The organism is Pseudomonas sp. RA_15y_Pfl1_P11 (assembly GCF_963970975.1).
GTDB classification, from domain to species: Bacteria; Pseudomonadota; Gammaproteobacteria; order Pseudomonadales; family Pseudomonadaceae; genus Aquipseudomonas; species Aquipseudomonas tritici.
Map to the genome: position 1 here is coordinate 83,902 of NZ_CAXAOY010000022.1, position 12,275 is coordinate 96,176.

Here is a 12,275-nt window from a genome sequence, read left to right on the forward strand (position 1 = left end):
GACTTGCACAGATCTTCAGAGCTCTGCGCAAGGCATTGCACAAAAACGCGTTATTTCAAAATATTTATCTATATAAATTAATGAGTTAGCAAAGATTTTTTCTTGGCACAGCCAGTGCAAAAGGGGTTCCCGTCGACACACTTTCGACGGCGTCTACCCCAAGGAAACAATCATGAATATCCCTATTGAAGCTTTAGCGCACCTCGTTGGCAGCTCGCCTCAATTCATGCTTCACCTGACAGACGATCAGCAAAAAAAACTGCGGCGCTTCATTCACAAGCGCGTCCTCAACCCGGAAGATGCAGACGACCTTCTGCAATTGACGTACCTGGAAGCCTGGCGCAACCGAGAGCGTTTCAGCGGCAATGCCACACTCAGTACCTGGATGTGTGGTATCGCGCAGAACCTTATCCGCAATCACTTCAGGCGCCTGTACGCCAAGCCTGTGCATTGCGAATTTGATGAGTCGCTGTGGCATGGCCAGGAAGACAACCACAACCTGGATTGGGAGTTTGAGGTGAACCGTCGCCTGGAAAAAACCCTGAGCGCCATCGACCACTTGCCGCTGGAAATGCGCAAGACGCTATACGCCTCACTGGAAACCGACGGCAGCTACCAGGACACAGCCGACGCACTGGACATTCCTATCGGCACTGTTCGCTCGCGCCTTTCAAGGGCGCGTGAACAGCTTAAACGCGCCACTCACAACTCGCAGCTTCCTTAAAGCCATACCACGCGTTGGGCGGCAGGGATATCTGCCCAACGCGATCAGGCTTTTTTGGGACTCGACAGGGTGAATCACGAACCACTCGTCGCCAGATCCGGTGATTTCGCTTAAACAGTTGAAAGCGTAGATAAAAATTCAAAATAAATGCTTGACGCATTTCCGTTCTACGCGAATAATGCGCGCCACTTGGCTACATAGCTCAGTTGGTTAGAGCATAGCATTCATAATGCTGGGGTCCGGGGTTCAAGTCCCTGTGTAGCCACCAAGTACCGATCCATAGATGTCTACAGCAGTCTATGAATCACCTCAAGAAGCCCGCCTCGTGCGGGCTTTCTTGTTTCTGGCTGTCCACCTCTATCTACCCCTATCCTTCCCCACCGTGTATGCCCACGTGTATGCTTCATAAATAATTGAACTGAAGGCATACAAGGATGAAACGCACCGATATCAAGCGGCGCCCTCTCGCTGACACTACACTTTCCAGCCTGGAGCCTGAGGCCGGGGCATACCGCGAACTAGACAGCCCAGGGCTGTATTTCAGGGTCAAGCCGAACGGCCAAAAGTCCTGGGAATTACGCTACAAGAAGCCAGACGGCAAATGGTCGTGGCTTGGTCTTGGCGGCTACCCGGAAGTGGGCGGCGCTTTCGCTCGGCAGAAAGCTGCTGATCTACGCGCAGACGCATCGGAAGGTAAGAACCCGATCACATCCAAGAAAGCTCGCCAAGCCGCCGAGATCGACGCGGCCAACGACACCTTTGAAGCATTGGCAAGGGAGTGGCACACGTCTCGCCTAAGCGGCTGGGATGCTGGTACGGCCAAAAGGATACTTGGCGCACTCGAACGCCATGTATTCCCCTCGCTCGGTAAACGCCCCTACACCTCAATTATGTCGATGGAGTGGATGGAGCTATTGAGAGGGCTTGAGCGTCAGGGGATTTTGGAACAGATGAGCCGTGTGAGGGCTTACTGCAAAGATATTTATGACCTGGCCCGAGTGACCGGCAGAGCAGTCAACAATCCGTTGGAGGGTGTGCATAAATTTCTGTCCTCGGGAAAGGCAGAGAACTACGCCCACGTTTCCCCCGATGAGCTTCCAGGGTTACTCCGAGCGATACGCTCCTACCCCCACGCCAAAGATGTTCAGCTTGGCCTGAGGCTGTTGACCCTGATGGCTGTACGCCCCAGCGAACTCCGAGAGGCACAATGGGTAGAGTTCGATTTCGACAAAAGACTGTGGACCGTTCCAGTCGAGCGCAAGGGTCGCAAGAAAGGTCGTGAGCACCTGGTGCCACTCTGCACTCAAGCAGTGGAAGCACTGATAGAGCTTCGGCAACTAACCGGCGCTTACCCACTCCTGTTTCCAGGTCGAAGCGACCGCACCAAACCTCGAAGTGATACCGTTTTCCTTATGGCACTCCGGCGCCTTGGTTACGAAGGCCGCCAGACAGGTCATGGCTTCCGCCACATCGCCAGCACAATCCTCAACGAGCATGGCTATCCTGCTGACCATATCGAGGCCCAACTCAGCCACAAGGCACAAGGTGTTCGTGGGATTTACAACAAGGCTCAGTACCTTGAGCAGCGCACACAGATGATGCAATGGTACGCCGACCATCTCGATTCCCTAGAGGCCGGCAATGTAGTGCAAGGTCAATTTGGGAAGGCAGTGTGAAGCCGTTAACCCTATACCCCTTCAAAAACGGTGTTACGGGTGTTACGCGCGTTACGAATACCGTTAACCAATTGTTTTTATTGACGATATCTGGCGTTACACGCACTACAAAACTTCTGCGCACCACGTGTTACATCGAGCAGTCGTGTTACAGAAAGGCCACGCCCGCAACCCTTCTGGCATTGTCGCTTCCACCTGCAAATCGCTGTAACAGCCTATCGACTTCGGGGCGGCGGGGAGATCTAAATGGACTTTGAGCGGGGCTTCGAGCCAGAAGAGCTCGAACTAGAAATCGCAGGCTTCGACGTAACGTGCCTAGTGTGGGATCAGGACGACGTTGAGGCAGCCGTTCGCAGCCTTGTGCTGTTTCCGCAGTTCAACGAACACTTCAGAGATGCCTTTGATCTAATCAACACGGCTACGTCGTTCTGGCTTGAGGAGGGCTCCTACGCTCCGTGTGCAGAGTCGGTAACAAAAACCCTTTATCGACTTCGCGATCCCATTAGCGAGCATGCCAGTTATTCAGAGGCAGGCTCATTGCCCAGTGTCATTCGACGGTTTCTTGGGGTGAGTCATTCCGCAGCAGACTCACAGCTTGCGGCTACCTTTGCCCTGGTAATGGGAATGCAGGCTGTGGAGACGCTTGCAAATTGGCTGTTCGACCTTGAGCTCACCACTTACGACATTGATGCAGACCTGATAGAGCAGCTGAAACATGACTCACCCCGCCAGTACCTTGCCCTGATCGAAAAAGAACGGGACCGCAGCAGCGGGAACGAAATCAGGGCACGAGAAGAATTCGCGACGTTACTAGGCGAAGCGAATCAGGCTCTGTTGATGGCGAGCCTTTATCGCCAAGTGGAGCGGATGGATGTGTTTAAAAAAGGCTTCAACACATCAAACCTGATGCATCGAATTCTCGACGACGCCTTTTCAACAAAGGCGACAAGACGAGGTCAGGAAGCCGGTAAGGGGAACCGAGATCCCAGCTCAAAAATACAGACCGACACAATGGATAGACGAGCAAAAATCAAGGCGGCTGCTGAGCAAATCATTAACGGTCGGAAAATTGAAATGCGAAGTCTGACCGATGCTGAACTGACCAATATTCTTTCCGAACAGAAGAGCCACGGCACAAAAAAAACTATTCGAGAGCATTTGACCGCTCTGGGCCTTAGACCTCTGAAATAAAAAGGGAGCGGACACAGTCCACTCTCCCTCCCCTGCGTAGCGTATGACCCGTTGTCTCAATTAACAAAGGGTTAGCTCGCTATGACTACCGTATTAAAAGCAATTCCCTCGCATGACCCCTCCATGACCCTCATCCGCATGCCCGAGGTCATTTCAATCGTAGGACTCGCACGCCCGACTATCTACAAGCTGATGCGTCAACCTGAAAGCGGATTCCCGTTGCCGGTAAAGCTGAGTAACAGCAATGCCCGAAGCGCTCCGGTTGCGTGGGTATTGGGGGAAGTTCAGGCATGGACACGTGCACGCATCGCTGCCCGCGATCAGGTGGCAGCATGAAAAATCGAGCTGCCAACAGGGCCATCTTGCAGCCCTTTTCTGTACTCAGAAAAGTGGGTTTCTCATCACGCGGTATGCAGCGTTTTGAACGTTACCGTACGGAGCAAAAACGCCTTAACCGGGACGTCATGGTGATGCGATGGAGAGATGGCATCTGGTGCGCATTGTCAGTTCCCTGCCAAGCCCCTCAAGCAATCATCGTCGACGAAGGCCAACAAATCGACGCCTACGAGGATGCGCGCGCCTGCCTCGAAGGTGACCTGTTGCCCTTTGTCTCCCTTCGCTGGGACATCCATGCCTGAAACGAAAACGCCCCCGGCGGCAACCGGAGGCGTTGAGGTAAATCTACATGCCTGATCAATTTATGCCGCATCGAAAAAATCCGCAAGCCATCTGCATAGTTGCGCTTTCAAAAAACGCACGTTACTCTCTGGCCGTCACTGCAAAATCAGCGACCGGGCGTGGAAACCCGTTTGAAAACTTGGCGCACAGGCGCCCCCATTACGATTGCAGGCGTCTTTTTTTACGCCTGCGATTTCGAGTTATGGCGGCTGTGTGTGGGCAGGCTTCGGCCTGGCCGGGTTCCAAGTTTCCCGGTATTTCCACCCCATGCACAGCTGCCACCCAATCCCGTGGAAAGGATCGTGGCAGTTCCATAGTCAAAACTTGGAGCGCCACCTATGCACGCCCTAAATCCGTCCAAAATTCGCGCCGCCGCTCATCGAGCTATGGCTCTCGCCGCTTTACACGCCAACTCCAGCCTCGCTACACGCCTTTCCCGTTACAACGCCCATATGTCCAAGGCGAGAGCCTTGGAAGCCGCAGGGGGTGCCCAATGAGCATGCTCCCAGGCTTTGCACTGCCCGAGGACCTACTCTGCGTCAGCCAAGACGCCGAAGCCGGTCTTCCTATAGACGCCATCACCTGTGCGCTCGACCGTGCCGACTCCGTTCTCATGCTGCTGGAAGACCACTTAGACGGCGATAAACCCCTGCTGTCCAACCGCGTGCTGTCGTCTGTTATTTGGGACGTACGCGGCACCTTGGGCCTGATCAAAACACTCACCATGTACGGTGATGCCTCCTCTGTGCCGATGGGCCAGAAAGGCGGTGCGCTGTGACCCACTCCATCACGCTTGGACGCTCCGAGTTTTCCCCTGCCAACGGTAACGGCCAAAACCTGTTTCGGGTGAATGCCGGCATCCCGCTGGAGGATGCACTTGAAGCCGTCTCCCAGATTCTGCATCACTCCAATCAACTGATCCTTGACGCCGCCATCAGTGATGCGGGCGAGCGTTTTAGTTGGCCTGCGTTCTACCTCGGCGAGATGGCCAAGGCGCTGATCGACGACGTGAACGAGGCGTTGCTTGAGTCGAGGACCGCACTATGACTCAACGCACCGGCAACACCTCAAAACGCCCCAGCTTTGCCGACGTAAAAAGCGCCGCCCTGAAGAACATCGACCGCGTCCTTACTTACTGGCTACCGAACGGCAAACGCGTCGACGGTGGAAAGGAATACACCGCACCGAACCCCACACGCACGGACAAACGTGCAGGCTCACTCAAGGTCAATTTGAGCAAAGGCACTTGGGCGGATTTCGCCACCGGCGATAAGGGCGGTGACCTGATCGACCTAGTGCGCTACATCGACGGCGGCACGGACGTTGAAGCCTGCAAAAAGCTGGCGGATCTGCTCAATGTTACCGCTAGCTCTGCGACTGCCAAAAGCGCACCGGCCAAGAGCGCTACGTCGGAGTGGATTGCGGTTCAACCGATCCCGGCAGAGGCCATGAACAAGTGCCCAGCCAAGCACCGGCAACACGGCGCCCCTTCCAAAGTCTGGATCTATCGCGATGCTCAGGGCCAGCCGGTCATGGCGCTGTATCGCTTCGACTTGGGCCTAGATGAAGACGGCAAACCGCGAAAGGTCTTTGCGCCGTTGACCTGGTGCAAACGCTCCGATGGGCAAACCACACAATGGCGCTGGCAAGGCTTGCCGGAGCCTCGGCCACTTCTGCGCCTGGATGAGCTGGTACAGCGCGCCGATGCGCGTGTGGTGCTGTGTGAAGGCGAAAAGGCTGCTGACGCCGCCGCTGAGTTATTGCCCGACCACGTAGCCACCTGCTGGCCGAACGGCTCAAACTCTTGGCACAAGGTCGACCTAACACCACTCAAAGGGCGCACGGTGGTGCTCTGGCCGGATAACGATGCCAGCGGCAAGGCGTGCATGGACTCCATCGAGCTCAAGCTGATTGAGCTAGGCGCCGCTTCAGTGCAACGAATCTCGCTCGACGTGTTCAAGCTCAAGCCCAGCAACAAAGGCGGAAAGCCGACGCTCATCAAGGGTGGAAAATGGGCAGACGGCGACGATGCAGCGGATGCGTTAGCCAAAGGCTGGACCGCTGGCCACGTCGCCGAGCTGGTGCGCGACGGTGAGTTTTTCGGCAGCGTCGCTGAGACCAAAGAGCCTCAACAACCGAAGGCTAAGGCGCCCGCCAAACGCCTGGCGAAATCGAAAAATGATCTGTTGCCAGGTGGCTTTCGCTTGACGCCTGAAGGGGTGTTTTATTCGGGCGATGATGGCGAGGCGCGCCCTGTGTGCTCACCTCTCGAAATCATCGCTCGCACTCGCGACGACAAGGGGCACAACTGGGGTTTATTGGTCGAATTCGACGACCCGGATGGCGCCAAAAAACGCTGGAACATTCCGGCCCGAACCATGACCGGCGACTTCGGCAAGGATGTACTCGGCCCACTGGTAGACATGGGGCTGCGCCTTGCCGGAAGCCGATCCGGACGTAACGCACGCAATGACCTGCAGAGTTATCTCGGCGGCTTCGACAGTGCCCAGCGCGCCCGTTTGGTGACGCGCCTGGGCTGGCACGACAACGCCTTCCTTTTGCCAGAACAGCAAATCGGCTCGCACGCCGAGCACCTGCATTTTTATGAGGCCGGTGCCCAACTGCCACCGATCAGCGAGGCGGGCTCTCTGGAGCAATGGCAGCAGCATATCGGCGCGCTGTGCGTTGGCAACCACCGCTTAGCGTTTGTCGTCTCAGTGGCCTTTGCAGGCCCGCTGTTGAACCTGCTCGGGCATGAATCAGGCGGCTTCCACCTGTACGGCGACAGCTCCGGCGGTAAGACCACTCACTTGCAGGTCGCTGCCTCGGTCTATGGCGGGCCGCGCTTAGTTCGTTCGTGGCGCTCCACCGATAACGCCCTTGAGTCCATCGCCGCCGCACACTCAGACGGCCTCTTGGTGCTGGATGAAATCGGTATGTGTGACCCGCGCATCATTGGCGAAACGGTTTACATGCTGGGCAATGGCACCGGTAAGGCCCGTGCGAATGATCGAGGACAAGCGGGCCGACAGGTGCAGGAGTGGCGCTTGCTGTTTCTCTCGACGGGCGAGAAGACATTGGCGCAGCACATGGCGGATGCCAACAAGGAGCTGAAAGCGGGTATGGAGGTACGCATGCTCGCCGTGCCTGCGGATGCCAGTAAAGGCCTCGGCATGTTCGATGCGCTGAACGGTTTTGAGGACGCTGCCGCTCTCTCCGATGCGCTCAAGGCCCGTGTAGCCAAATACTACGGCACGCCCCTCACCGCCTTCCTGCATGCACTGTGTGCGCCTGGAGAAATGCTCAGATGGGCGGTGATTGTTCGCCGCACGGTGGAGCAGTTCATCACCCAAAACCTGCCCGCCTCGGCCAGCGGCCAGGCCCAGCGTGCCGCCCTTCGCTTTGGCCTCGCAGCAGCGGCCGGAGAGTTGGCCACCGCATTCGGCGTCACCGGCTGGCCGGACGGTACGGCCACGACCGCCGCACGTGTGTGCCTGCATGCGTGGCTGGCCGAACGCGGCGGCGCCGGTAACTTCGAAGGCGATGCGATCTTGGCGCGACTGCGCCAGGTGATCGAGCGCTTCGGAGAAAGCCGTTTCACCCGGTGGGAATCTGCCGCCGCCAAGATCGATGAACACGGCCCACGCACGATTGATCGGTTGGGTTTTCGCAAGACCCTGGAACACGGCATGGGCGACGCCTTGCACACCACCAACACCTACTACGTGCTGCCTGAAGCTTGGAGGGCCGAGATCTTCAAAGGCATGAACATCAGTGCGGTGAACAAGGAGCTGCTGCAACGGGGCGTACTTGAGCCGGGAAGTGACGGCAAGGCGTACAGCTTGATTCGCCTGCCCGGGTTAGGACCTCAACGCTGCTATGTGGTGAAGACAGTCCCTGGAACGGATGAGCACGAGGCCAAGGCCGCTTGACGGCATGCCTGCTGATCAAGGTAGCGCCGGCTCATTCCCGGCCTCGCCAGCCGCTCAACCATCCTTATAAACCGCAATACCAAGAGACAATACAGATGAACACTATCCAAGAACTGAAAGACCGCCGCGACAAAATGACCCTCGAAATGGAGAGCATTCTGCGCGATCTCGCGCCTTTGGAAGTAGCACTAGATAGCCCTGAGGTGATCCAGCAGCGCCGACAAAAGGCTGTGCAGGATGAAATCAACGATCACAAAAGACGCATCGACTCGCGGGAGCTTGAAATCCACCTCCTGAATCAAAAGATAGATCGCCTTGAGGCACTGGCGAACCGTGAAAGCTTGGCTGCGGGCTACATCAGCGCTATGGCGACCTGGAAAGCCGACGAGATGGAACTCAACGAAAAGCGCAACAGCATTGAGACACGGTTGCAGCAGGTCCGCCAGAGCGATCAGGAAGACATTGCAAAAGCTCGACAAGCTGAAACGGACGCAGCCACCGCTTATGCACAGGCGGTCGCTTGGGGCGATGTAGAGGGCGAGAAAGCAGCCAACGCCGAAGCTCAAAAGGCAGCAAAAAACCTCACGGCTGCGGTTGAGCATCACCGCCGCCAACAGCTGCTCATCACCGCGCTGGAGCAGGAGCTCGTGACGATTGATCTGCACATCACAGAAGCACAAAAAGAACGTGCCAAGATCGAGAACAACGCGGCTCACCTGGCGAACACTGTGCTGGAAGAACAATGGAATGAGGCCGCGGAAGCACTGCTGGAGACCGGCGGCAAGCTGTGGGCTGCACGCAACCTGATTAGTCGTGACCCGGTGGCACTGATGAAGCTGGATATCCCTGAACAGGGCGAGCACTTTGGAAGCTGGACCTGGCAAGAACTTGCAGATCGCTCTCGCCAACACAGCCTGATTGATCTATTGGCCGCTTAAATTAAACCTTCCCCGAAGCAGCCTGCGAGAAACAGGTTGTTTCGGGCATACCACGGTCCCCCCATGAACAAACCACCACAGAACAGCGCAAAGATGCCTGATTACCTGAAGGCCCGAAAGCTTCATTTAAACGGGATAATTGTCGTCTTGGCCGGCATGAAAAAGCTCAGTACGAGAGCAAACAAAGATACTAAAGTCGAAACGCTGACAATTGATGCAATCAAGGCGGAGCTTGATTTCATTGACCTTCAGCTCAAAAGAAAGGACGGATAGTAGAGAAGCGGAAGCCTAAACAGCTTCCGCTTCGCTAGATCCTCTCATTACAAACAAGGCTTCATATTTTTCGGCTTCTTATCTGTGGCGGCTGTGGGCTTATGACCGCTTTCGGCCCAGAGTGTAAAAACGCTTTGTCAAAATTGAAGTGCGCGCGTCTACGTTAAATCTGAAATTTATCGGCACGTCAGCAGATGTGGATTTCGCGCAGATGCGCGATTTATAGTCCGGCTTTGAGTACCTGACGCGCTCGAAAGCGTTTTTACACAGCCTCGGCCAAAAGCATACATCCAGAAATAGCGGCTTTGAACCCGAGGTGGTCGTCATCACACTCTCGTAAGACTGAGTCAAATCGCAATCATTTCGCCATACTAGCTAGCTATGCATTTATGACTAGAAGTCCATTCAGGAGCTGAACCATGGAAATTCACCACTACACGCGAGCATCTACTCTTCCATTGATCCTACAAAGCGGCAAGCTCCGGTTTACAAGAGCTGATCACTTGGATGACCTCTTGGAGTTGCCTTTTGAAACATTTCACCTGTCGCGGCAGGCTTACTTTGTAAACTCATGGGTCAAATCAACTGTTGAGAAATCAGGGCAGTGGTACCGGTACGCGGATCAGCACCGAGGCGTTCGTTTGAGCTTCAAAATTTCCCCATTTCCGTTGAAAAAACTGCGACTTGAGCTTAGCCGTCCATACAAATCCCCGGAAGGAGAATTAAACAAGTTGGGGCTTAGACTCGATGACGTGCCAGCACCATTTACAAAAGAAACAATGTTCGGTAAAGGCTTTGTGCTTATCCCATGGGCAGACGAGGAATCCTTCGGTAGTGACGTTCTATATGTCGAAGATCCTGCTGACTATGTGAAGCAGTTCGTTCGCTCAACTCCAGAGATAACTGAGATTACCGGAGGCTCTAGGTTATGCCGGATCAAGGCCGCACATTGGGAAGATCAATCTGAGTTTCGGTTTACGCTAGTGGCGATTCGAGGGCCAGATCTAACCTATGAAGACAATCCTGATGAATATGAGCATGAACTCCTCAATTTAATGGAAAAATGGTATTTCTCGGGAATAGGAGCACCATCGCCAGATCTTCATTTTATAGATCTGCCGATAGATACCTTAATGTTTGACCACATGACGGTAACGTTGGGATCAGGTATTAGCGAAAAAGATCGCGAAGCTGTTCTGCAGGCCATCCAACACTATGCCCCTAATGCCATAGTGTTAGAAAGCGCGATACTGGCCCGGTGATTTCGAAAAAACTGCATACAAGTGATGAGATTGGGCCGTTTTCTGCCTCTCGCAATGGGCAGAAAACGGCCCTGTGCGGACATTTGGAAGCAAAATCTCGAGTGTGGAACGCGATCGTTCAATCGTCGTGAGAAATAGGATGAGCCGACTCATGGGAGCACTCAAAGCTCATTCAAGTGCGATAATTTTCGTCGCTCTCAGGCACTAGAATTTTTGCGGGGCTAGAGCCGCTGAATCGATTAGATCTTTTCCGCATGCGCTTCCATCATTGCGCTTGCCATTCGAGCGCAATATTCGTCGGCCAAATCCTGTTGGGTCATCTCCTTCAATTGTTCAATGTCAGGAGCATGGTCCATGAGTTCGATCAGTTTCTCTTTCGTGCTGCTCGAGTATGTTTCCCAGAGGAAGTCGAACCAGTCCAAGTCGGTCTTCGGACAAAAGCGGCCAGCATTACTATCAATAACTCCAAAGAAGGTCTTAGGGTGCTGGGAGTGTGCCTTTAGCTCATCATCCGTCAACGGAATCTTGACTATGAAGCGCTGTTGATCGTCGCTGCAAGCGACACAATATGCTTCTCTCGATTTCGGCATGACGACGCAATTCTCTAGCGTTGCCTCGATCTGCGCCCCGCTAGGCCCTGGTACCTCGATCCGCTGGCCAACCTGTAGCCGTGCCTTGGGAACTCCGCCAGAGAACGACTCGGCCTCTCCATCGAACGTAGCGGGAATGCGTCGGTGCTTTTGCATAGAATCTAGCAGCGCGAAGACTGGCGCGTGCCGACGCCTGACTTTGACCTGTTGAAGTAGGGTTTTCAGCCCAGGGTGAAGATCTTCGAGATGGAAGCCCCAGAGCAGCATTCCAGAAGGCAGATCAATAGCATCAAGGTGATGCTCCTCTGGATCGAAGGTGACTATGACATAAGCCCACGGAAGCTTCTGCCCAGTAGGATCTCGCTCATACAGCTTTAAGAGGTTTTCAGCCTCCACAAGCGCTACAGGATTAGGATGTCCTCTGCCGAGCTCCAGGCGTCCGTCATTTGTGTCGATGAAAACAATGCGAGGATGATCCGACTTTTTGCTCAAAGCGCGATTCATTTGCCTGTTGATTTTCATCCGCGCCCCTTCTCGTCGCTTGGCCTCCACGGCGTAGATCGCACCGGACATAGTGTCCGTAGCGATGAACTCAACGTGAGTAGTACGTCTGTCAGTTTCATCTTGGTGCTGCAGACTGAAGCCTGCCCGAAGCAGGGCTGCGGCGACCCGCACCTCATACAACGCCCCCGGGAAGTTCTCGGGGCATTTGATTCGGTCGATAAGCAGCTTCTGGACCTCGATGGCGTGCTTCAGGCTGTAAAGGTCATATGCGAAGCGCATGTAAGCGCCAATAGCGTATCCGCTCCACGAACCCCACATTTCAAGCAGATAGCTGACGGCTGATGCTGTGCTCCCGATTTCCCTCAGGAGCCCACCACCATGATGCGTCCCAATGCCAGCGTCGAAAAAGTCTACCTCTACCCCAAGCCAGTAGACTTTCGAAAGTCCATCGATGGCCTCACCGCACTGGTCGAACTGGACATCAAAGTCGCCGTGTTCGACCCCGTT

At 54.9% G+C, this 12,275-nt stretch carries 13 protein-coding genes and 1 tRNA gene; 13 read left to right on the forward strand and 1 reads right to left on the reverse strand.

What is annotated here, in order from left to right; genetic code table 11:
• Positions 1 to 172: 172 nt before the first annotated feature.
• From AACY44_RS23885 to AACY44_RS23940, 12 genes are all read left to right on the forward strand, one after another.
• Positions 173 to 724, forward strand: a complete 552-nt coding sequence (locus AACY44_RS23885) for an RNA polymerase sigma factor (protein ID WP_339427196.1) — start codon at positions 173 to 175, stop codon at positions 722 to 724.
• 191 nt (positions 725 to 915) lie between these two features.
• A tRNA-Met gene (locus AACY44_RS23890) sits at positions 916 to 992 on the forward strand.
• A gap of 166 nt (positions 993 to 1,158) precedes the next feature.
• Entirely contained in the window at positions 1,159 to 2,400 is a 1,242-nt protein-coding gene (locus AACY44_RS23895) for a tyrosine-type recombinase/integrase (RefSeq protein ID WP_339531180.1), read from the forward strand.
• Between the two features lie 246 nt (positions 2,401 to 2,646).
• Complete coding sequence (locus AACY44_RS23900; RefSeq protein ID WP_339531182.1) at positions 2,647 to 3,591, forward strand: hypothetical protein; 945 nt, start codon at positions 2,647 to 2,649, stop codon at positions 3,589 to 3,591.
• Positions 3,592 to 3,672: 81 nt separating this feature from the next.
• Positions 3,673 to 3,927 carry a helix-turn-helix transcriptional regulator gene (locus AACY44_RS23905; RefSeq protein WP_026078127.1) on the forward strand — a complete coding sequence of 85 codons (255 nt, stop codon included), beginning with the start codon at positions 3,673 to 3,675 and terminating at the stop codon, positions 3,925 to 3,927.
• Positions 3,924 to 4,229: a hypothetical protein gene (locus AACY44_RS23910; RefSeq protein ID WP_159954054.1), complete on the forward strand. Its 306-nt coding sequence runs from the start codon at positions 3,924 to 3,926 to the stop codon at positions 4,227 to 4,229. Before AACY44_RS23905 ends, AACY44_RS23910 begins: the two co-directional genes overlap by 4 nt.
• 533 nt (positions 4,230 to 4,762) lie before the next feature.
• A complete protein-coding gene (locus tag AACY44_RS23915) occupies positions 4,763 to 5,047 on the forward strand; it encodes a hypothetical protein (protein WP_017846196.1) in 285 nt (94 codons plus the stop codon).
• Complete coding sequence (locus tag AACY44_RS23920; RefSeq protein ID WP_339531186.1) at positions 5,044 to 5,316, forward strand: DUF3077 domain-containing protein; 273 nt, start codon at positions 5,044 to 5,046, stop codon at positions 5,314 to 5,316. The genes AACY44_RS23915 and AACY44_RS23920 overlap by 4 nt, the downstream gene beginning before the upstream one ends.
• Positions 5,313 to 8,201 carry a DUF927 domain-containing protein gene (locus tag AACY44_RS23925; protein ID WP_339531188.1) on the forward strand — a complete coding sequence of 963 codons (2,889 nt, stop codon included), beginning with the start codon at positions 5,313 to 5,315 and terminating at the stop codon, positions 8,199 to 8,201. Before AACY44_RS23920 ends, AACY44_RS23925 begins: the two co-directional genes overlap by 4 nt.
• A gap of 95 nt (positions 8,202 to 8,296) precedes the next feature.
• The gene (locus AACY44_RS23930) at positions 8,297 to 9,139 is read left to right on the forward strand and encodes a chromosome segregation protein SMC (RefSeq protein WP_339531190.1); all 843 of its coding nucleotides are present in this window, start codon (positions 8,297 to 8,299) and stop codon (positions 9,137 to 9,139) included.
• 93 nt (positions 9,140 to 9,232) lie between these two features.
• Entirely contained in the window at positions 9,233 to 9,412 is a 180-nt protein-coding gene (locus AACY44_RS23935) for a hypothetical protein (protein ID WP_198707027.1), read from the forward strand.
• Between the two features lie 419 nt (positions 9,413 to 9,831).
• Positions 9,832 to 10,674, forward strand: coding sequence for a hypothetical protein (locus AACY44_RS23940; protein WP_339531194.1), 843 nt, complete (start codon positions 9,832 to 9,834; stop codon positions 10,672 to 10,674).
• Between the two features lie 239 nt (positions 10,675 to 10,913).
• Here the strand turns inward: AACY44_RS23940 and AACY44_RS23945 are convergent, their stop codons facing one another.
• On the reverse strand, positions 10,914 to 12,047 hold the full coding sequence (locus AACY44_RS23945) for a hypothetical protein (protein ID WP_339531196.1): 1,134 nt from the start codon (positions 12,045 to 12,047) through the stop codon (positions 10,914 to 10,916).
• 102 nt (positions 12,048 to 12,149) lie between these two features.
• Here AACY44_RS23945 and tnpB point away from each other — a divergent pair.
• The coding region (gene tnpB, locus AACY44_RS23950) for an IS66 family insertion sequence element accessory protein TnpB (RefSeq protein ID WP_339531198.1) at positions 12,150 to 12,275 on the forward strand (126 nt) is incomplete at its 3' end.

Excerpts from the sequence above, each read along its gene's own strand:
- AACY44_RS23915 (WP_017846196.1), top strand. The coding sequence starts at position 4,763 with ATGAGCATGCTCCCAGGCTTTGCACTGCCCGAGGACCTACTCTGCGTC.
- AACY44_RS23895 (WP_339531180.1), top strand. The coding sequence starts at position 1,159 with ATGAAACGCACCGATATCAAGCGGCGCCCTCTCGCTGACACTACACTT.
- AACY44_RS23935 (WP_198707027.1), top strand. The coding sequence starts at position 9,233 with ATGCCTGATTACCTGAAGGCCCGAAAGCTTCATTTAAACGGGATAATT.
- AACY44_RS23925 (WP_339531188.1), top strand. The coding sequence starts at position 5,313 with ATGACTCAACGCACCGGCAACACCTCAAAACGCCCCAGCTTTGCCGAC.
- AACY44_RS23900 (WP_339531182.1), top strand. The coding sequence starts at position 2,647 with ATGGACTTTGAGCGGGGCTTCGAGCCAGAAGAGCTCGAACTAGAAATC.
- AACY44_RS23930 (WP_339531190.1), top strand. The coding sequence starts at position 8,297 with ATGAACACTATCCAAGAACTGAAAGACCGCCGCGACAAAATGACCCTC.
- AACY44_RS23910 (WP_159954054.1), top strand. The coding sequence starts at position 3,924 with ATGAAAAATCGAGCTGCCAACAGGGCCATCTTGCAGCCCTTTTCTGTA.
- AACY44_RS23940 (WP_339531194.1), top strand. The coding sequence starts at position 9,832 with ATGGAAATTCACCACTACACGCGAGCATCTACTCTTCCATTGATCCTA.
- AACY44_RS23905 (WP_026078127.1), top strand. The coding sequence starts at position 3,673 with ATGACTACCGTATTAAAAGCAATTCCCTCGCATGACCCCTCCATGACC.
- AACY44_RS23885 (WP_339427196.1), top strand. The coding sequence starts at position 173 with ATGAATATCCCTATTGAAGCTTTAGCGCACCTCGTTGGCAGCTCGCCT.
- AACY44_RS23945 (WP_339531196.1), bottom strand. The coding sequence starts at position 12,047 with ATGCGCTTCGCATATGACCTTTACAGCCTGAAGCACGCCATCGAGGTC.